This is a genomic window from Arachnia propionica (assembly GCF_003932785.1).
Taxonomy (GTDB): domain Bacteria; phylum Actinomycetota; class Actinomycetes; order Propionibacteriales; family Propionibacteriaceae; genus Arachnia; species Arachnia propionica_B.
The window spans coordinates 226,600-245,795 of record NZ_RQYT01000001.1; the positions used below are offsets into that span (position 1 = coordinate 226,600).

The 19,196-nt window shown below is 68.9% G+C and carries 20 protein-coding genes; 3 read left to right on the forward strand and 17 right to left on the reverse strand.

All coding sequences use genetic code 11. The features are described from left to right. Positions 1-2: 2 nt before the first annotated feature. The gene (locus EII35_RS01045; protein WP_125226600.1) at positions 3-671 is read right to left on the reverse strand and encodes a helix-turn-helix transcriptional regulator; all 669 of its coding nucleotides are present in this window, start codon (positions 669-671) and stop codon (positions 3-5) included. A gap of 150 nt (positions 672-821) precedes the next feature. Between EII35_RS01045 and EII35_RS01050 the strand changes: the two genes are divergently transcribed. The 3 genes from EII35_RS01050 to EII35_RS01060 all read left to right on the forward strand — a co-directional run bounded on the left by EII35_RS01050 (position 822) and on the right by EII35_RS01060 (position 5,638). After that, positions 822-1,982 (forward strand): Gfo/Idh/MocA family protein, encoded by a 1,161-nt coding sequence (locus EII35_RS01050; RefSeq protein WP_125226601.1) that lies wholly within the window; start codon positions 822-824, stop codon positions 1,980-1,982. Positions 1,983-2,167: 185 nt separating this feature from the next. Further along, positions 2,168-2,899: a 6-phosphogluconolactonase gene (gene pgl / locus EII35_RS01055; RefSeq protein WP_125226602.1), complete on the forward strand. Its 732-nt coding sequence runs from the start codon at positions 2,168-2,170 to the stop codon at positions 2,897-2,899. A gap of 177 nt (positions 2,900-3,076) precedes the next feature. Next, complete coding sequence (locus EII35_RS01060; RefSeq protein ID WP_125226603.1) at positions 3,077-5,638, forward strand: beta-N-acetylglucosaminidase domain-containing protein; 2,562 nt, start codon at positions 3,077-3,079, stop codon at positions 5,636-5,638. Here the strand turns inward: EII35_RS01060 and EII35_RS15740 are convergent. The 16 genes from EII35_RS15740 to EII35_RS01135 form a co-directional block, all read right to left on the reverse strand. Beyond that, positions 5,631-5,948 carry a GNAT family N-acetyltransferase gene (locus tag EII35_RS15740; protein ID WP_185744090.1) on the reverse strand — a complete coding sequence of 106 codons (318 nt, stop codon included), beginning with the start codon at positions 5,946-5,948 and terminating at the stop codon, positions 5,631-5,633. The two genes, EII35_RS01060 and EII35_RS15740, sit on opposite strands and share 8 nt — an antisense overlap. Positions 5,949-5,977: 29 nt before the next feature. After that, the gene (locus tag EII35_RS01065; RefSeq protein WP_185744091.1) at positions 5,978-6,688 is read right to left on the reverse strand and encodes a GNAT family N-acetyltransferase; all 711 of its coding nucleotides are present in this window, start codon (positions 6,686-6,688) and stop codon (positions 5,978-5,980) included. Position 6,689: 1 nt separating this feature from the next. Beyond that, on the reverse strand, positions 6,690-7,763 hold the full coding sequence (locus EII35_RS01070; protein ID WP_125226605.1) for a GNAT family N-acetyltransferase: 1,074 nt from the start codon (positions 7,761-7,763) through the stop codon (positions 6,690-6,692). Beyond that, on the reverse strand, positions 7,760-8,818 hold the full coding sequence (locus EII35_RS01075; RefSeq protein ID WP_125226606.1) for a GNAT family N-acetyltransferase: 1,059 nt from the start codon (positions 8,816-8,818) through the stop codon (positions 7,760-7,762). The genes EII35_RS01070 and EII35_RS01075 overlap by 4 nt, the downstream gene beginning before the upstream one ends. 22 nt (positions 8,819-8,840) lie before the next feature. Next, the gene (locus tag EII35_RS01080; protein ID WP_125226607.1) at positions 8,841-10,412 is read right to left on the reverse strand and encodes a S1 family peptidase; all 1,572 of its coding nucleotides are present in this window, start codon (positions 10,410-10,412) and stop codon (positions 8,841-8,843) included. A gap of 64 nt (positions 10,413-10,476) precedes the next feature. Beyond that, positions 10,477-10,833, reverse strand: coding sequence for an RNA polymerase-binding protein RbpA (locus tag EII35_RS01085; protein WP_125226608.1), 357 nt, complete (start codon positions 10,831-10,833; stop codon positions 10,477-10,479). A 35-nt stretch (positions 10,834-10,868) separates the two neighbouring features. Next, positions 10,869-11,129, reverse strand: a complete 261-nt coding sequence (secG, locus tag EII35_RS01090; RefSeq protein ID WP_260464965.1) for a preprotein translocase subunit SecG — start codon at positions 11,127-11,129, stop codon at positions 10,869-10,871. A gap of 125 nt (positions 11,130-11,254) precedes the next feature. Next, the gene (gene tpiA, locus EII35_RS01095; protein WP_125226609.1) at positions 11,255-12,028 is read right to left on the reverse strand and encodes a triose-phosphate isomerase; all 774 of its coding nucleotides are present in this window, start codon (positions 12,026-12,028) and stop codon (positions 11,255-11,257) included. A 1-nt stretch (position 12,029) separates the two neighbouring features. Then, positions 12,030-13,238: a phosphoglycerate kinase gene (locus EII35_RS01100; RefSeq protein ID WP_125226610.1), complete on the reverse strand. Its 1,209-nt coding sequence runs from the start codon at positions 13,236-13,238 to the stop codon at positions 12,030-12,032. 105 nt (positions 13,239-13,343) lie between these two features. Then, positions 13,344-14,339, reverse strand: coding sequence for a type I glyceraldehyde-3-phosphate dehydrogenase (gap, locus tag EII35_RS01105; protein WP_125226611.1), 996 nt, complete (start codon positions 14,337-14,339; stop codon positions 13,344-13,346). Positions 14,340-14,456: 117 nt separating this feature from the next. Next, a complete protein-coding gene (gene whiA / locus EII35_RS01110; RefSeq protein WP_125226612.1) occupies positions 14,457-15,440 on the reverse strand; it encodes a DNA-binding protein WhiA in 984 nt (327 codons plus the stop codon). 34 nt (positions 15,441-15,474) lie between these two features. After that, positions 15,475-16,425 (reverse strand): gluconeogenesis factor YvcK family protein, encoded by a 951-nt coding sequence (locus tag EII35_RS01115; protein WP_125226613.1) that lies wholly within the window; start codon positions 16,423-16,425, stop codon positions 15,475-15,477. Beyond that, on the reverse strand, positions 16,422-17,285 hold the full coding sequence (rapZ, locus tag EII35_RS01120; RefSeq protein ID WP_125226614.1) for an RNase adapter RapZ: 864 nt from the start codon (positions 17,283-17,285) through the stop codon (positions 16,422-16,424). The genes EII35_RS01115 and rapZ overlap by 4 nt, the downstream gene beginning before the upstream one ends. Before the next feature lie 9 nt (positions 17,286-17,294). Next, a complete protein-coding gene (locus tag EII35_RS01125; protein WP_125226615.1) occupies positions 17,295-17,912 on the reverse strand; it encodes an energy-coupling factor transporter transmembrane component T family protein in 618 nt (205 codons plus the stop codon). Then, complete coding sequence (locus EII35_RS01130) at positions 17,909-18,601, reverse strand: energy-coupling factor ABC transporter ATP-binding protein (RefSeq protein ID WP_221739641.1); 693 nt, start codon at positions 18,599-18,601, stop codon at positions 17,909-17,911. Before EII35_RS01130 ends, EII35_RS01125 begins: the two co-directional genes overlap by 4 nt. Further along, on the reverse strand, positions 18,598-19,185 hold the full coding sequence (locus EII35_RS01135; RefSeq protein WP_260464966.1) for a biotin transporter BioY: 588 nt from the start codon (positions 19,183-19,185) through the stop codon (positions 18,598-18,600). The genes EII35_RS01130 and EII35_RS01135 overlap by 4 nt, the downstream gene beginning before the upstream one ends. Positions 19,186-19,196 lie beyond the last annotated feature (11 nt).

Sequence of the window (19,196 nt, forward strand, 5' to 3'; positions counted from 1 at the left end):
GGTCACTTCCTAGTCTTGCTCGGGATGACGGGATTGGGGACGTGGGTGGTACAGACACCGTCGCCGTGGGCGATGGTGGCGAGCCGTTGCACGTGGCTGCCGAGCAGTCGGGAGAAGAGCTGTGTCTCCACCTCGCAGAACTGCGGGTACTCGGCCGCCACGTGGGCGACGGGGCAGTGGTGCTGGCAGATCTGGTCGCCGGAACGGACCGGCTTGATCGACGGGGCGTAGTTGGCCCCGAGGGCCTGGGTGAGGGCGTCGATGGGCGACAGGGAGGGGTCCTCGGCCCGGAGCTCGTGGAAGCGCTGCTCGATCTCGTCAACGTGTTCGGCCGCGAGTTCGTGCATGGCCTCGGGCCCGGCGGCCTCGATGAGGCGCCGGATGGCCACGATGGCCAGTTCGTCGTAGGCCTGGTGGAAGTCGGCTCGGCCGGCGTCCGTGAGGAAGAACACCTTGGAGGGACGGCCGCGCCCACGGCCGCCGTAGACCCGCTGCTCGCGGGAGTCGAGCGCCCCGGAGTCGGTGAGCGCGCCGAGGTGGCGTCGGATGGCCGCCGGCGTCAGGGAGAGGCGTTCGGCGAGTTCCCGGGCGGTGGAGGGGCCGTGCTCGAGGATGGAGCGGATGACCCGTTCGCGTGTGGAGTTGTCGGTATCGTGAACCGTGTCGTTCATGACTCTTCCCCCTCCCGGCGATTTTGCGTACGCCAGTCTTGTCGAATAGGCCCAGCCTATCAAGCAAGGGAAACCTAAAAGACTGCGCTGCGGGCCGCGAGAGCCTGGCTCCGCGGAGTCGGGTACCCGTCATCCACCCAAGGAGCCCCCATGAGGACCATCGGTTACGCAGTCGTCGGCACAGGATACTTCGGGGCCGAGCTGGCACGCACCCTCCAGGGACTGCCGGCGGCCCGGGTCACCGCCGTGCTCGATCCCGACAACGCTCACGCCGTCGCCGCTGAGATCGGTTGCGATGTCGAGACCAACCTCGACGCGCTCTCGTCCCGGCCGGATGTCGACGCGGTGATCGTGGCGTCGCCGAGCCATCGGCACAAGGATGCGGTGATGGCCGCGGCGCGTCACGGCCGCCACGTCATGTGCGAGAAGCCGATCGCCCTGACCCATGGGGACTGCGACGAGATGGTCAGCGCCGCGCAACGGGCCTCGACGGTGTTCATGGCCGGACACATCATGCACTTCTTCGACGGGGTACGGCGCGTCAAGCGACTCATCGCCGACGGCGTCCTCGGGGAGCTGTTGTTCGCCCATTCGGCGCGCAACGGCTGGGAGGAGCCGGGCCCCGAGGTGTCCTGGAAGAAGGGCCGGGCCACCTCGGGCGGCCACCTCTACCACCACATCCACGAACTGGACTGCATCCAACACCTCATGGGACCGGCCACGAGGGTCTCCATGATGGGCGGACGCGTCGCCCACCGCGGCGACGACGCCTGGGACGAGGACGACCTGTTGCTGCTCCAGTTGGGATTCCGCGACGGCGGCCATGGCATCTGCGAGTACGGCAGCGCCTTCCGATGGCCGGAACACCACATCCTCATCCAGGGCACCCTGGGCGCGGCCCGGATCGACCTCATGGAGTCCACCGTCACGGTCCGCACGGCGGAGGATGAGGAGCGGTTCGGCCTGCACCGCAACCCGGTGGAGGACGAGGACCGGGCCCGGATCTATCGCGCGAGGCAGGCCGACGGGGCGATCCAGTACGGGGCGCCGGGGCATCGGCCCCCGCTGTGGCTGCGCGGGGCGATCGAGGAGGAGCTGGCCTTCTTCAACGACGTGTTGCACGGCGCACCGGTCCCCGACGAGTTCGCTCCCCTGCTCACGGGAGAGGCGGCCCGGGACTCCATCGCCACCGCCGATGCCGCCACCCTCTCGCTGCGCCACGGACGAACGGTTGACATCGCCGAGATCACCGGCCGGGAAACGCAGCCGGGAGACCCGCGGGCAGCACAGGAAAACCCCCAGAAAACCTGAGAAATCATCAGGTTGGCCCCAGCCACATGAGGCGAGCTATTGTCCTTCGGAGGCCCCCTTCCCGGAACCACGCCGAGCAGGGAGTACCGCCCGGTGGATTTGGCCGAAACGACCAGCTAGGAGTCGCGATGTCCGTGATCGCACATCCTCCCGCCGCGTCCCCGCGGCCGGCAGGAGGTGAGTGAGTGCGCACCCGCACCGTTCGGCTCAGTACTCCCGCGAAACTGGCGGGCCTGCTCGCCTCCCGACTCCTGGAGAAGCTGCTGGAGCTCCAGAAGGATCGCGACGAGATCCACCTCTGCCTCACGGGAGGGAGCACCGCCGACCTCCTCTACGAACGTTTCGCGGAGTGTGCCGCCCAGGCCCCGCTCGACCTGTCGCGTCTCCACCTCTGGTGGGGGGATGAACGATTCGTCGCGGCGACGGATCCCGCACGCAACTCGCTCCAGGCCATCAGTCGCCTGGGGAAGACCCTGCCGGTCCAGACCGCGAAGATCCACATGATGGCCGCGAAGGAAGGTCGCGACGATCCTCATGACTCCGCCGTCGAGTACGCGGTCGAGTTGGGGGACGTCCACTTCGACATCACCCTGCTCGGCATGGGGCCCGACGGTCACGTCGCCTCCATCTTCCCCGGCCATCCGAGTTTCGACCCGACCAGCAAGACGGTCATCGGGGTCACCGACTCCCCCAAGGCTCCGTCCGAACGCATCTCGTTGACCCTGCCCACCCTCAGCAGGTGCGATGAACTGTGGTTCATGGCGACCGGGGCCAACAAGGCCGAGATGATCGCGCGGGCGATCGACGGCGACGCCGCCATCCCCGCCGGGCACCCCAGGGGGGAGGTCGCCACGTACTGGTTCCTCGACGAGGCGGCCGCCTCGTCGCTGCCACCCCGCTTCGACTGCCAGCTCTGAGGGGCCCGACCCCGGCATCCGACGCCCATCTCCCCCACCCGGCCACAAGGCCCGCGGGTCGGCGGAATCACGGCTGAATGAACGACACATCCGGACCCCAAACCCTGTCCCCGAGTGTTAGGTTCGTTGCTGGATCGGTCATCCACCATCCGCTCCCCTTGTCTTCGAGGAGTTGAGTTGCGTACGCGTGTGACAGTTGTCGTGGCCGGGTTCGTGGCCATCGGACTCATCGTTCTGGGAATGGTGCTCCAGCGCCCCCAGGCAGAATCAGGTCCGACCCCCTCCTCCCCGTCGGGGTCCCGGTCCGTCCCACCGTCCGCCACGGCCTCCGCCACCCCCACCCCGTCGGTGGTCCCGAACGACGCCACGTCCATGACGACGCCGAGCCCCGCCGAGGTGTCCCCCGACCCCCAGGAACAGACGAGTTCGGAGATCACGATTCAGCTCCGGGGGCCGGTCGAGCTGGCCGCGGAGAACGTCTCCGAGGCCGCCATCCAGCAGGCCATGGAGATCATCAGCGCCGCGGGCGGCTCGGTCGCGACGACACCGCCTGCGGCTGCGGACAGCACCGCCGCACCGGCCGCGCCCACCTCGACGACGACCGACCCCGTCCCCGGCGATGGCGCCCCGGCACCGGCCCCGACGACCACGACGGCACAGCCCCCCACGAGTGCCCCGGCACCCGACCCCACGGCTCCGGCTCCCACCGCGAGCGCACCGTTGCCGGTGCGGCTCATGATCGGGGTCGGCCCTGACAGCCCGGCGCTGCCCGAGGGTGTGGCACCGCCCGCCGAGTCGGAGGGCTACGTCCTCGCCACCTCCGTCGACGCCGAGGGGCCGACGGTCCGTGTGGTCGGCACCGACGAGGACGGCCTCCATCACGGCCTGCAGACCCTCGGCACGCTCGAGTCCGAGGGTGTCGCGCCCAACACCGTGATCCGGGACTTCCCGCGCATGCGGACCCGCGGCATCGTCGAGGGCTTCTACGGCCCGCCGTGGACGCTGCAGGAGCGCATCGACATCCTGCGGTGGTCGGCTCGGCACCGGCTCAACACCTACATGTACGCCCCGAAGGACGACGTCCACCTGCGCGATCAGTGGCGGGAACCCTACCCCAAGGAGCAGCTGGCCGAGCTGCGGAAGTTCGCCGACGCGGCACGCGCCAACCGCATCAGGCTCATCGCGACGCTGTCCCCCGGACTCGACATCTGCTACTCCAGCGAGGAGGACTTCCAGGCCGCCGTGGCGAAGTTCGAGGCGTTGCGGGGGGTCGGGTTCACGGCCTTCAGCATCGCGCTCGACGACATCAACGCAAGCCGCATGTGTGCCGAGGACCAGAAGATCGGTGGTGGCGGCAGCGCCCAGGAGCGGGTCGCCAGGGCCCAGGCCCACTTCGTCAACCGCGTGCAGCGCGAGTACCTGTCCGCCAAGAGGCTGCCGGATCTCGTGCTCACGCCGACCAAGTACCACGGCGCCGAGGCCGACCCGGCCCGGACGGCCCTGTCCGTGAACCTTGATGACAAGGTGGCCCAGGTGTGGACCGGCGACGGCATCGTCGACGACGAGATCACCGCCGAGGAGGTCAAGAAGGCCACGACGTCCTTCCACGGCTCGAAGCTGCTGCTGTGGGACAACTTCCCCGTCAACGACGGCGATCTCGACCGGTTGTTCCTCGGCCCGATCCCGAAGCGGGACGCCGCTCTCCACCAGCAGTTCGAGGGCATCCTCGTCAATCCGATGCTGCAGGCCTACGCCTCGATGCCCGCCATCGCCGCGTACGGCAGCTACACCTGGTACGGCCCGAAACACGACGCGGACAAGGCGCGACTGGCCGCCGTCGATCAGCTCGTCGGGGTCAGGAATCAACCCAACGTGGCCGCCCTCATGGACGTGGTCAGTTCGTGGCGGTACTCCTCCACCACCACCCCCAGCGAGTTGGGCACCGAACTCGCGGCCTTCAACGATGCACTCGAGGCGAAGGACGCGGACGGGCTCGCGGCGGCCGAGGAGAAGCTGCGCAACCGGCTCGAGCTCCTCAGCGGGGCCCCTGCCGTGTTGGAGAAGGCAGCCTCGAAGGGCTTCGCCGAGGACCTCATGCCCTGGGCGAGGACCGCAGCCGACCTGGCGGATGCGGCGCTCGAGGCAATCGAGGTGAAGAAGAGTGTGGCCAACCGGAACCCGTCCCCTGCGGCTCCTGCCCTGAAACGGATGTCGGAGGCGCGTTGGCGTGCCGGCGAGACCGTCGACGGTGTGGCACCCACGGTGGGCGACGGTGCCCTCCAGGTGTTCGTCGGCGAGGCAGAGGCGGCATGGGAGAACGCAACCGGCCACACCGCCCCGGAGCAACGCTCGAAGCCGCGGGCCAGCACGAACCTCGGCCAGTGGGACGCGCATCCGGTGGAGGCCGCCGTCGACGGAAAGCCAGGCACGGCGTGGGTCTCGAGGTTCGGCCCCGATGAGAACTCCGAGTTCCTCGTGGATCTGGGTCGCGAACGCGCAGTGAGCGAGGTGAAGCTGCTCCAGGCCGGTACGGGGGACACGGCCGGGGACTTCGTCCACAACGGGGTCCTGGAGGTCTCCGCCGACGGCGCGGAATGGACGCAGCTGGGCCGGATCAATCGGGCCGAGGTCACCCTGTCCGCCCCCGCGGACACGAGGGCACGCTACGTGAGGATCAGCGCATCGGCCCCCAACCCTGACGGTCAGTGGGTGCAGATCAACGAGGTCATCGTCAAGTGATCCCGGCGGGCCGTGGTGGCTGACCGTCGCGTCGGAACAACCCCACGGCCCTTGTCGTGCGCATGCCCAGGGCCTCGTTGACGGCGAGCATGTGACGGTTGGCGGCCGCGTTCATGGTGACCACTCCCGGGGTCTGCGGCACCGCCTGCTTGAGGGCGAGCAGGTTGCGGGCCTTCACCAGGGCGCCGAGGCCGTGGCCGCGGTGCTCCGGCATGACGACGGTGAAGAGCTGCTGGCCCATGGCCGCGGGTCGTTCGATCGGGGATGACAGTTCCGTCAACGCCACGGCGTGACCGTCCTCGTCGAGCACCAGCGTGAGGAGGACGCGGTGCTGGCGGCTCAGCCGTTCGTGGTACGAGGCGACACGCTCAGGATCCCAGCCCCGCCCGGAATAGCGGATGGTGCCCTGGGGAGCGTCCTGGAGGGTGCGGTTCTTCGCCGCCGCGATGGGTTCGAGCCACGCCTCGGGTGGCACGCCCTCGATCGTGTGGCAGGTCCACCCCGCAGCGAGGGGACGGCTGGCTGCTCGAGATCCTCAACGGGTGCCGCGAGGTCGTGGTGACCGAGCCAATACACGTTCCCCAGGTCCAGCCCCAGGGAACGGGCGAGACGGACGTTGTGGGAGTTGCGGTCCACAGCCCCGCCGCCGGGGCAGGGCAGGGCGTCCCCGGCCTCCGGGATCGACGTGAACAGCCGGGCCGTCACGTGCGCGACGCCCCTCACCGACTCCAGCACGACCTCGGCGAGGGCCCGGCCACATCCTCGACCTCGATGGGTCGCGCCCACATGGACGTGGACATCGGCCCCGTCGGGGTTGTCGGGATGGTCGGTGACGCACCGGGCGAAACCCAGCACCTCCTCGCCCTCCATGGCCAGCCAGCGTCGTACCCGTCCCACGGAGGTCGTGGCCTGGGTGAGGAGTTCAGCCGCATCGTGTTCGGGCCCGTGCGGTCCGAAGTTCTCGCGGATGTCGGCGCGCATCAACTGGGCGACGGCCCGCCACGTCGGGTCGCCGGGATCCTCGGGCAGGGGGTACTGCTCGATCCGCATCTTACTTCCCTCGTTTCCGCGACAGCTGGAAGAGTCCCAGGGTTCCTCGTCGCTCGAAGCCGAGTTCGTCATTGATCGCCAGCATGTGCTGGTTCTCGTACGCGTTGAAGGTCAGCACCGACGGGGCCTGCGGCACCGCAACCCGCACCGCCATCAGGTTCGCGGCCTTCACCAGCAACCCGAGCCGACGACCACGGTGCGCAGGCAGCACCAGGGTGTCCCGCTGGTGCAGCGGGACATCGGGGCGGCCACGGGTACCCGCCAGGTCATTGAGGGCCACGACCTGCCCCGAAGCCCGATGCACCACGAGCGCGACGAAGACCCGCTGCGTCGCCCCCAATGCCTCATAGTGCCGAACCACCCGCTCCGCATCCCACCGGGCCTCCGACAGGATCACGGCCCCGTGCGGCGCATCCGTGGACATCCGCTGCTTGAGCACTGCCACTCCCGCCCGCAACTCCTCGGGCGGCACCCCTTCGAAGGTCAGCACCTCGTACTCCGGCCCCGCCAGCTGCCGGGCCTTGGTCTCGGCCGCCACCCACCGTTGCGCCGGAACCGAGAACTCGAGACGCTGGAACCACATCACCTGCGCCAGCTCGAAACCGTTGCACAGCGCCAACCGCACCCCGGGATGATCGGCCGCCACCGCACCGCCGCTCGCCGCCTCCAGAACCTCACCCTGCGGCACCGGGGTCATCACCTCGGCCCCAAGGTGGTCCATGGTGGCCGGCACCGCCTCCCGAATGGTTTGGGCCAGGACCCGACTGATCCCTCTCCCCCGATGCTCAGCATCGACATGGACGAGAACCGTGCCGCCGGTCCGGTTGTCGGAGGAGTCGATGCGGAGGCGCGCGAAACCCACGGCCTTCCCCTCCGCGCGGGCCAGCCATCGCATGATCCTGATCCCGCGTTTCTGTTCGGCCTGCTGGGACTGGACCAGCATCTCCACCGGGGTGATAGGCGTTCCCGACGGCCCAACGGCCTCCCGGGAGCTCTCGACACTCATCCGGGCGTAGGCGCTCCACAGCGGGTCGGCGGCATCGTCGGGCAGGGTGAGTTCGAGGACATCGATCATGGCAGTTTCCTGATGAACACCCCGGAGACGTGGTGGGTGACGAATCCCAGTGCGTCGTTGACGGCCAGCATCGGTTCGTTCTCGGCCGCGTTGAAGGTGGTCACGAGGGGCGACTCGGGCACGGCCTCGTGGACGGCCCTGAGGTTCGCCGCCTTGACGAGCATCCCGAGCCGGTGCCCGCGATGGTCCGGCAGCACGAGGGTGTCCCACTGGTAGATCGGGTTCTCCGGGTGGGCGCGGCTGCTGAGCAGCTCGTTGATGGCCACGAGGCGGCCGCTGGCCCGCTCGACCGCGACCGCGATGAACACCCGTTTCGTCCGGTGCTGGTCGGTGTAGTGCTCCAACACCCGGGCCGCGTCCCAGCGGTACTCGACCCGAGGTGTGTCTCCCAAGGGCTCGTCCAGGGACATCCGGCCCTTGAGCACCGCGATGTCGTCGCGCAGTTCGGGGGCGGGCACCCCCTCGAAGCAGAGCACCTCGTAGCCTTGGGCAGCGGCCGTGGCCTCCTCGAGGGCGCGTTCCAGGGGAACCGCCGGAGCAGCGAACTCGTAGTGTCCGTTGCGACCCACCTGGCTCAGCCGGAAGCCGTGTGCCAGGGCCATGCGCACCCCCGGATGGTCGGCCTGGACGGCACCCACCCCGCCGGGGGCCGTGAGCCGTTCCCCCTCGGGCACAGGGGTGGTGACCTCGCTGTGGAGTCGGGTGAAACCCTCACCCACCAGCTCCTTGACCTGTTCCGCGAGCCGCCCACCGACCCCCTGCCGCCGATGTTCCGGGGCGACGAAGACCGTCAAATACCCGGTCCCCGGGTCGTCGCGCCTGTTGACCTGGAACACGGCCACCCCGGCAGGGACACCGTCGATGCGCGCGAGCCAGCGGGTCGTGGTGTACAGCTGATCGGCCCTGGCGGTCTGCAGCATCGCCTCGGGGGTGAGTCGGCGGAGCCCCTCCCCCTCCTCCTCGTCGACGGCCTGCTGCTGGATCCCGCAGTAGGCCACCCAGTCCTCGTCGTCGTGGCTCACGGGCAGCGTGATCTCTCGAATGGTCACCGTCACGCCGAACACCCTACCCGCGGGTTCACCACCTGGGGGGCTGCGGCCCACCCGGGCCCTGGGGCGGCTGCCCGCCCGGCCCGTGGGGCTGCCGCCAGGGCTGGGGCTGGTACGGACCCGGTGCCATCATGATCGCCCTCCTCCTCCGCCTGGATGAGACCACGAGAGCGATGATCGCGGCCACGAGAGCCACACTCCCCACCCCCAGTGCGATCCACACCCACAGCAGGTCCTCCCGCCCGGCGTTCGCTTGGCCCTGTTCAGGTGCGGCGGTCTCCTCGGCCGGGGGCGGCGTCTTGTCGCGTCCCGCATCGATGGCTTCCTGCGACTTCACGATGAAGTCCTGTGCATAGGGATGCCCCGGGTAGAGCTTCCTCACCTCGTCGAACTTCTTCTTGGCGGCGGAGAAGTGTTCGACGTAGAACGCCTCGAGGCCCTCGTTGTACAGCCTCGTCGTGTCCGACTCGGTGGGGGTGACGCCGTTCCTGGCGAGCGCCTCCTTGACGACGCTGGTCTGGATCACCCATCCCTGCCCGTCAAGGTTGGCCCCGGTCTCCGGGTCCTTGGACCCGGCCACCAGGATCCCGATGGCCTCCCCTTCGGTGTTGAAGGCCGGACCACCGGAGTTTCCTCCTGCTGACGGGGCCTGGGTCTGGAACACCGGCACCTTCTCGCCCTCGGACTCGGTGGCCTTGACCGCCGTCACCGAGCCGGAGGTGATGGTCGGGGTGTTCACGGAGTCGACGGTGGCACCGGGCAGGAAGGTCGGGCTCATCGGGAACCCGACGATGAACAGGTCAGCGCCGGTGACCATCTGCTTCTCGTCCCCCATCGGGATCGTCGGCAGATTCTCCTCGCCCTCCACCTTGAGCAGGGCCCAGTCCGGCCCGGGGAAGGCAGCTCCCTTGTCCACGATGGTGGCCTCCACCTCGCGGCCGACCTTGCCCTCGTCGCCCGGCTCCTCGAGGCGAACCTTGACGACGTGCTGCACGTTGCTGAGCTTCATGGTGGCGGCGTACACCTTCTGGAGGGAACGCCCGATCTGGAGCAGTTGCCCGTCGGTCCACCGATCGCCGCTGGCGAACACCTCCATGTCGGACTTCAGGAACTGTTCGAGAGCGTTCTGCCCGACCCCCTCGATCAACTCCTCCTCGGACTTGTCGACGACGTGGGCGGCGGTGACGACGTGTCCATCCGGGGTGACGGTCCATCCGGTCCCGACCGCGGAGATCTCGGCCCGCGTGCTGCGGGTCTCACCCGTGCCGACGTAGTAGGTTCCGGGGTCCGCCTCGATGGCATCGATGATCGCCTGGGTGACCGCCTCCTCGGTGGCCGGTAGCGTACCGCTCTCAACCTGCCTCTTCAGCTGCTGCTCCAGGGCTGCCGTGGCTTCCTCGTTGAGTGTCAGAACCGGGATCGTCGCCGTCATCCGCCAGACGTCGATGATCATGTGCACGCCGGGGAAGCTCCGGTCCGCGATCCGGGTCGCGACGGTCGGATCCGCCGCGGCGGACGGGGGACGAACGATGAGGCCCGACAGGACGACGGCGCAGACGACGAGCCATCGAAGCACGGAGTGGAGACGCACAGGCTGCATGGGGAAAGTGAAGCAGACCGCAGGCTCACGGGGCAGTTGATTCCGCGGAACCCGGCGGAAGGGGTCAGAAGATGATCTCCCCGGCGGCACGGCGTTCACGCAGGTGCGCCACCGCCTCGGCCAGGATCTGCGCGGCCTCCTGATCCGTACGACGCTCCTTCACGTAGGCCAGGTGCGTCTTGTACGGCGTGATCTTCGGCGGCGGAGGCGGATTCTCCGCATCGGTGTTCGCGGGGAGCCCACACCGGGGGCAGTCCCACGACTCGGGGATCACGGCGTCGGCTGCGAACGCGGGACGCGTCTCGTGGCCGCTCGCACAGAAGTACGAGACCGTGAGCCTCGGGGCTGCCTCGCCCCGTTCAGCTTCCCCCATGGGCCCGGCGCCGACTCGGCTGCCCCGGATGGCGTTCCCACCTGCCACAACTACTCCTCAGAAACTCAAGACCTGAAACCTACTCACACGCCCATGCGATAGAGCACCAACAGCCCCAGGACCGTCAGGACCCAGACCAGTGTCAGAAACAAGGTGATGCGGTCGAGCCGTCGCTCAGCGGTGGAGACACCACCCATGGAGGTGGACATACCGCCGCCGAAGAGGTCGGACATGCCGCCGCCACGACCCTTGTGGAGGAGGATGGACAGGGCCAGCAGAGTGCTCAGGAAGATCAGGATGATCGACAGAGTCACAATCGGCCAGCTGACGAGGGGGACAATCACGCGGAGTAGTTTAACTGAGGACTCCGATAACACCACATCCACACCGGCCACGCCGTTCACAACAACGGCAAGGGCCGTCGATCGGGTGGGGAACCACCCGATCGACGGCCCTGAACCGAGCGACCTCAGCCGAACTGGACGATCGCTGCGAACTCCTCCGCCTTGAGGCTGGCGCCGCCCACGAGGGCACCGTCGACGTCGGGCTCCGCCATGATCTCGGCCACGTTGGAAGCCTTCACCGAGCCGCCGTACTGGATGCGCACCGACTCGGCCGTCGCCTCGTCGTACAGCTTGGCGACCTCCTGACGGATGGCGCCGCAGACCTCCTGGGCGTCGGCCGGGGTCGCGACCTCACCCGTGCCGATGGCCCACACCGGCTCGTAGGCGATGACGAGCCCCGCGACCTGCTGGGCGGTCAGCCCGGCCAGGCAGCCCCGCACCTGCTCGAGGGTGTACTCGACGTGGCGCCCCTCCTTGCGGACGTCCAGGCCCTCACCGCAGCAGATGATGGGGGTCATCCCGTGCTCCAAGATCTTCCCCGCCTTGGCGTTGATGAGTTCATCGGTCTCGCCGAAGTACTCGCGACGCTCCGAATGACCCACCACGACGTACTTCACGCCGAGCTTGGCCAGCATGTCCGCGGAGATCTCCCCGGTGTAGGCACCGGAGTCGTGCTGGGAGACGTTCTGCGCCCCCAGCGCGATCGGGAACTTGTCCCCGTCGATGAGGGTCTGGACGGTGCGCAGATCCGTGAACGGCGGGATGACGACACACTCGACGTCCTTGGCGTCGTACTCCTTGTCGGCCAGCGTCCAGGCGAGCTTCTGCACGAGCCCCGTCGCCTCGACGTGGTTCAGGTTCATCTTCCAGTTTCCGGCCATGATCGGCTTGCGTGCCATGTCAGTTCTCCTTCAGAACGGCGATACCGGGGAGGACCTTGCCCTCCATGAGTTCCAGCGACGCACCGCCGCCGGTCGAGATGTGCCCGAAGGCGTCCTCGGCGAAACCGAGCGCACGAACCGCGGAGGCGGAGTCGCCGCCACCGACGACGCTCATGCCGTCGACCTCGGTGAGCGCCTGGGCCACGGCCCTGGTGCCGGACTCCAGGCCCTTGATCTCGAACACGCCCATGGGGCCGTTCCAGAACACCGAGTGGGCCTCACGGATGGCGTCGGCGAACAGCTTCTCGGACTCGGGGCCGATGTCGAGCCCCATCCTGCCCTCGGGCATGGCATCGGCCTTGACGACCTCCACCTCGCCGACGGTGCGGGCCCCGAAGTCGACCTCGGCGGCCACCCGGATGTCGACGGGCAGCAGGATCCTCTTGCCGGTCTCCTCGGCGACCTTGAGATAGGTGCGGCAGGCCTCGATGGACTCGTCGTCGACGAGCGACGAGCCGACGTTCAGACCCTGGGCCTTGAGGAAGGTGAACAGCATGCCACCGCCGATGACGAGGGTGTCGGCCACCTTGAGCAGGTTGTCGATGACCGCCAGCTTGTCGGCCACCTTCGCGCCGCCGAGCACCACGACGAACGGGCGCTTCGGGTCCTCGGTGAGGCCCTCGAGCACGTCGATCTCGGCCTTGACCAGCGAACCGGCTGCAGAGGGCAGCAGCTTCGCGATGTCGTAGACGCTGGCCTCCTTGCGGTGCACGACGCCGAAGCCGTTGGAGACGAAGAAGTCGCCGAAGGCGGCGTACTTCTCGGCGAGGGCCTTGCGGGCGGCCTCGTCCTTCGACTTCTCGCCGGCCTCGAAGCGGACGTTCTCCAGCAGGGCGACATCCCCGTCGGTGAGGGAGTCGACGACGGCCTTGGCGTTCTCACCGACCACGTCGGTGGCGAACTTCACCTCGACGCCGAGCAGCTCGCCCAGCCGCGCCGCGACGGGGGCCAGGGAGAACTGCGGGTCGGGCTCGCCCTTGGGGCGGCCCAGGTGGGCGAGGATGACGACGCGGGCGCCGGCGTCGCGGAGCTCACGCAGCGTGGGCAGCGCGGCTCGGATCCGGCCGTCGTCGGTGATGTTCTTGTCGGAGTCGAGGGGGACGTTGAAGTCGCAACGGACGACGACCCGCTTCCCGGCGAGATCGCCGAGGTCGGAGACAGCCTTCATGGGAGTTCCTTTCGTGTCTGGGTACGAACTGACCCCGCCTCCAGGGCGTCCGCGCGAGGAATCCGCGTCGGTCCGAGGTGGGCGGGGTCAGCAGTGCTCAATGGATCAGAGCTTGGAGCCGACGAGGACGGTCAGGTCGACGAGACGGTTGGAGTAGCCCCACTCGTTGTCGTACCAGCCGACAACCTTCACCTGGTTGCCGATGACCTTGGTCAGCTTGGCGTCGAAGATGCAGGAGGCCGGGTCGGTCTCGATGTCCTTGGAGACGATCTCGTCCTCGGTGTAGACGAGCACCTTGCCGTCGGCGGCCTTCTTGACGATCTCGTTGATCTCCTCGACGGTGGTCTCACGGGCGGCCTCGAAGGAGAGGTCGGTCGCGGAACCGGTCGGGGTGGGCACACGCATGGCGTAGCCGTCGAGCTTGCCCTTGAGCTCGGGCAGGACGAGGGAGACGGCCTTGGCGGCGCCGGTGGTGGTGGGGACCATCGACAGGGCGGCGGCGCGGGCACGACGCAAGTCCTTGTGCGGGCCGTCCTGCAGGTTCTGGTCCTGCGTGTAGGCGTGGATGGTGGTCATGAGGCCCTTGACGATGCCGATGCCGTCGTTGAGGGCCTTGGCCATCGGGGACAGGCAGTTGGTGGTGCAGGACGCGTTGGAGATGATGTGGTGCGAGGCCGGGTCGTACTTGTCGTCGTTCACGCCCATGACGATGGTGATGTCCTCGTTCTTCGCCGGGGCGGAGATGAGGACCTTCTTGGCGCCCGCGTCGAGGTGGGCCTTGGCCTTGGTGGCGTCGGTGAAGAAGCCGGTCGACTCGATGACGATGTCGACGCCCAGCTCGCCCCACGGCAGGTTCGCCGGATCCTTCTCGGCGAAGGCCTTGATCTCCTTGCCGCCGACGATGATGGCGTCATCGTCGTAGGAGATCTCGTCAGCGAAGCGACCCAGGATGGAGTCGTACTTCAGCAGGTGGGCCAGGGTCTTGTTGTCGGTGAGGTCGTTGACGGCCACCACCTCCAGGTCGGCGCCCGAAGCGACGAGGGCGCGGAAGTAGTTGCGGCCGATGCGGCCGAAGCCGTTGATTCCAACCTTGACGGTCATGTGGAAGATCTCCTTCGAGAGATGCCTGGGCAGATCGACGCCGACGGCGTCACACACCCGATTACTGACGCTTCACATCCTAGCCGCATCATTCCCGGACCAGTAGACCGCCCCCGGTCACTGGGACTCGCGCAGCTCAGGGGGCAGCGATGCCTCGGTTCCGGGGATACCCTGCTGCTCAGCGGCCTTGTCGGCCGTGGCGAGCAGGCGACGGATCCGTCCGGCGACGGCATCCTTCGTCAGCGGCGGTTCGTGCAGCTTGCCCAGCTCCTCGAGACTGGCCTGACGGTGCTCGAGACGCAGTCGCCCGGCGGCGACCAGGTGCTCGGGGGCGTCATCACCGAGGATCTCCAAGGCGCGTTCGACGCGGGCGCTCGCGGCCACGGCGGCCCGGGCGGAACGACGCAGGTTGGCGTCGTCGAAGTTGGCGAGGCGGTTGGCCTGCGCCTTGACCTCGCGGCGCATCCGTCGCTCCTCCCACAGCAGCCGGGTCTCCTGGGCCCCCATCCTGGTGAGGAGGTCAGCGATCATCTCGCCGTCGCGGATGACCACCCGCTCCACTCCCCTCGCCTCGCGGGACTTCACCGAGATACCGAGCCGACGCGCCGCCCCGGAGAGGGCGAGTGCGGCCTCGGAGCCGGGGCAGGTGACCTCGAGGGCCATGGAGCGGCCGGGCTCGGTGAGGGAGCCGCGGGCGAGGAAGGCACCCCGCCACACCGCCACCGCGTCGGCGATGGAACCACCGACGACGGAGGCCGGCAGGCCCCGCACGGGGCGTCGCTGCTGGTCGACGAGTCCGCTGAGTCGCGCGAGCGCCTCCCCGTCGCGGATCACCCGCACGGCGTAGCGGGTGGTGCGGCGCAGCCCGGAGGCGTTGATGACCAGCAGGTCGGAGTCGAGGTTGTACAGCTCGTGGATCCAGGTGCGGAGTCGGCGAGCGGCGGCGGCCGAGTCCAGTTCGGCCTCGACGACGATGCGCCCACCGACGAGGTGCAGCCCACCGCCGAAGCGCAGCATGGTGGCCACCTCGGCGCGGCGGGGGTTGGGATGAGGGATGGCGACAGCCGCCAGTTCAGCCTTCACCTTCTGGGTCAATGCCATAGGGGCCATCATTCCATGACCTCAGGGGCACCGACTACCCGATGAGCAGCTCGCTGTAGGCGGCCGCCAACCGATTCGGGTCGTGTCGTGCCGTGCCGTCGTGGACTCCGACGTCCGCGACCACCAGTTCCGCTCCCAGCGAGGCCGCAAACTTGGCCAGATGGCGGTCAGACTCGGCGAACTGATCGTTGGCGAGCACCACGTCGAGTCTGAGGGTCGGGGCGTGCTCGGCGAGCAGTTCGATGTGGCGGGACGCGGTGAACCCGTCGGTCTCCTCCGCCGCGGCCATGTTGAGCACGAGGATGCGCTTGGCCTCGGTGGTGAGGATCGCGTCGCGCAGGTCGGGCACGAGCAGGTGCGGGATGACGGAGGTGAACCACGATCCGGGGCCGAGCACGATCGCGTCGGCGTCCCGCACCGCCGCGACCGCCTCCGGGTGGGCGGGCGGGTCCTTCGGTATGAGCCGGACGGCCTGCACGGTGGCGCGGGTCTTGGCCACCGTCGCCTGCCCGGCGAGGGTGCACATCTCGTCGGGGGCCATGGGGTCGAGTCCCAGGACATCCGCCTCGATCTGCAACGGCACGGAGCTCATGGGCAGCACCCGGCCCCGGGTCCGCAGCAGCTCCCCCACCATGTCGAGGCCTGCCACCGGGTCGTCGAGTTGCTGCCAGAGCCCGGCGATGAGCAGGTTGCCGATGGCGTGGCCCGCGAGGGGGCCGTCGCCGCCGAATCGGGACTGCAGCACCCGGGCCCAGGCCCGGCCGGTCTGGTCGTCGCCGCACAGCGCGGCCAACGCCATGCGCAGGTCGCCGGGGGGCAGGCACCCCAGCTCCGTGCGAAGCCGTCCGGAGGAGCCGCCGTCGTCGGCGACGGTGACGACCGCCGTGAGCCTGTCCGTGACCCGTCGGAGCGCGGACAGGGAGGCGTGGAGTCCATGACCACCGCCGAAGGCCACCACCTTCGGCAGTGTCCCGAGGGTGCTCATTCCTTCCCCAGGTCCCGGTGGAGCACGCTCACCCCGTAGCCACGCTCGCGCAGGCGGGTGGCGAGCTCCTCGCTCATGGAGGTGGAGCGGTGCTTGCCGCCCGTGCAGCCGATGGCCAGGGTGACCTGTCGTTTGCCCTCGGTGAGGTAGCCGGGCGCGACCGTGTCGACGATCCCGACCATCCGCTCCTGGAACTCCTGGGCGGCCTCGTGGCCGAGCACGTAGCCGGCGACGTCCGGCGACAGGCCGGTCTTCGGCCTCAGCTCGGGCACCCAGAACGGGTTGGGCAGGAAACGGACGTCGAAGACGATGTCGGCGTCCACGGGGAGGCCGTTCTTGAACCCGAAGGACATGATCGCGACGTGCAGCTTGTCGGAGGCGTCGGTGCCGAAGTGGTTGGCCACCCGCTGCGCCAACTGCCGGGCGCTGAGTTTGGAGGTGTCCACGACGATGTCCGCCGTCGCCCGCAGGTCCGCGAGGAGGCGTCGCTCCCGCACGATGCCGTCGATGAGCCGGTCCCCGCCCTGGAGGGGCAGGGGGCGACGGTTCGACTCCTGACGCTGGACGATCACGTCGTCGGTGGCCTCGATGAACATGACGGTGACCCGGTAGCCGCGCGCCTTGAGCTGGGCGAAGGCGTCGGGCAGCTGGTCGAACTGCACCTTGGACCGGACGTCGACCACGACGGCGATCCGTTCGTCCGCCCCGAGCCGATCCGCCAGGGCAGGTAGCAGGGTGGGCGGCAGATTGTCGACGACATACCAGCCCAGATCCTCCATGGTGTGGGCCGCGGTGCGGCGTCCGGCCCCCGATATGCCGGTGATGATGACGATCTCCAGGGACTCCTGAGGTTGACCCATGGCAGCACCCTAACGTTCGCCGAGCCCCCTCGCCCCCATCGCCTCGCCGGTTCGTTCCGCATGGGCGACCGTCCCGAGGATCACGGGGAAGAGCACGGCCACGATGTTCCGGGACACCCCGCGGGCCCTGGCGGCGTCCCGCGCCTCGTCGACGAGCCCGATGATGTGGGGGATGGATCGGATCATGAGCGCGACGGTCAGGGCGACGCGTTCCGGGTTGACCCCGATGTGGCGGAGAGGGGCGAGGGCGCTGACCACCGCGTCGAGGATCTCCGAGGTGGGAGTGGTGAGGGTGACCAGTCGCGCCCCGATGATCGCGAGGAGGAGGTTCCCGGCCGTGACGACGGCTGAGGCCACGTCGCCGGGGATGAGGTGGAGGGCGGCGACGGCGGCGAGGATCACCCACATCATCCAGCCGAGGCGCAGCGAGCGTCGCGGGCCGATCCCGGAGGAGGCGAACAGGACGAGGGTGAGCAGGATCACGGCCACGGTGCACCACCACTGCCGCACCACCAGTGGGGGCAGGACGAGGGCGAGCATGAGGAGGTACTTCCACCCGACGCCGATGCGGAACAGCCATCCGGTACCGGGACGGTGGAGGCCGAGGAGGCTGGAATCGACGTTCACGCGCTCATCGCCCGCTCGTACCAGTCGATCGTCTCGCGCGGCCCCCCGTCGGCGACGACCCGGCCGTCGTCGATGACGATCACCCGTTCGGCGTCGGCGGCCACATCCATGTCGTGGGTGGAGAGGACGAGCTGCTGGGGCAGGTCGGCGAGGGTGCGGCGGAGTCGCACGCGGTTCCTGAGGTCGAGCAGCGTGGTGGGTTCGTCGGCGACCAGGACGGCTGGTTCGACCGCGAGCACGCTGGTGAGGGCGACGAGTTGTCTTTCGCCGCCGGAGAGGTCGTAGATGCTCTGGTGGGCCTTGTCGTCGAGGCCCCGCTCGGCGAGCAGGGCGAGGGCTCTCGGCCGTCGTTCCCGCCTCGGCAGGTGCCTGAGGCTGAGCTCGACGTCCTCGACGGGGCTGGACATCAGCAGCTGGGCGAGTGGGTCGGTGAAGATGAACGCGACGTGCCTGCGGACCCTGGCCGCGTCGGTGACGCTGTCGAGCCCGTCGACCTCCACCCGCCCCGAGGTGGGACGTCGCATGCCGTTGATGAGCCGGAGCAGGGTGGACTTGCCGGAGCCGTTGGCCCCGATGACGGCCACCCTGCGCTCGGCGAGGGTGAGGCTGACGTCTTTCAGCAACACCTTCGGTTCGTCATCCCGCATCACCGGAGGGATGGCGACCGAGACGTCGGTGAATCGGATCAACGCTGCACCAGCAGGCGGGGGAAGGCCCGGTGAACCGCGACGGCGAGGAGGACGGCGACCACGCTCTTGATCGCGTCGCTCAGCCAGAACGAGGCATCGATGGCGAGGGCCTCCGGGAAGCTCTTGCCGAGGGCCCGCATGAGGCCGATGACCCCGAAGGGCAGGATCACGAGGTAACGCGACAGGAGCAGGCCACCGAAGAGCAGGAACGGGGTGAGGGCCGACAGACCTCGCCGCACGACGAGCATGGCGACGAAACCGCTCAGCAGGGCTGCGAAGGGGAAGGACAGCAGATACCCACCCGTGGGGCCGAGGATGGTGCCGATGCCCGCGGCGCCCTTGTTGAACACCGGCAGGCCCATGGCTCCCAGCACGAGGTACAGGGAGGCCGCGGCGAAGCCCCGGATGGGGCCGAGGCACAGGCCCGCCAGGGCCACCCCCAGTGTCTGGAGGGTGAAGGGGACGGGTCCGATCTGGAAGCCGGGCACGATGGCGAGCGCGGCGATGAGCGCACCGAAGACTCCCACGTGGGCCAGATCCGTGGCCTGGAAGGAGAAGGTCGACTTGGCCGGGGTGGCGGTCACGATTACCTCCT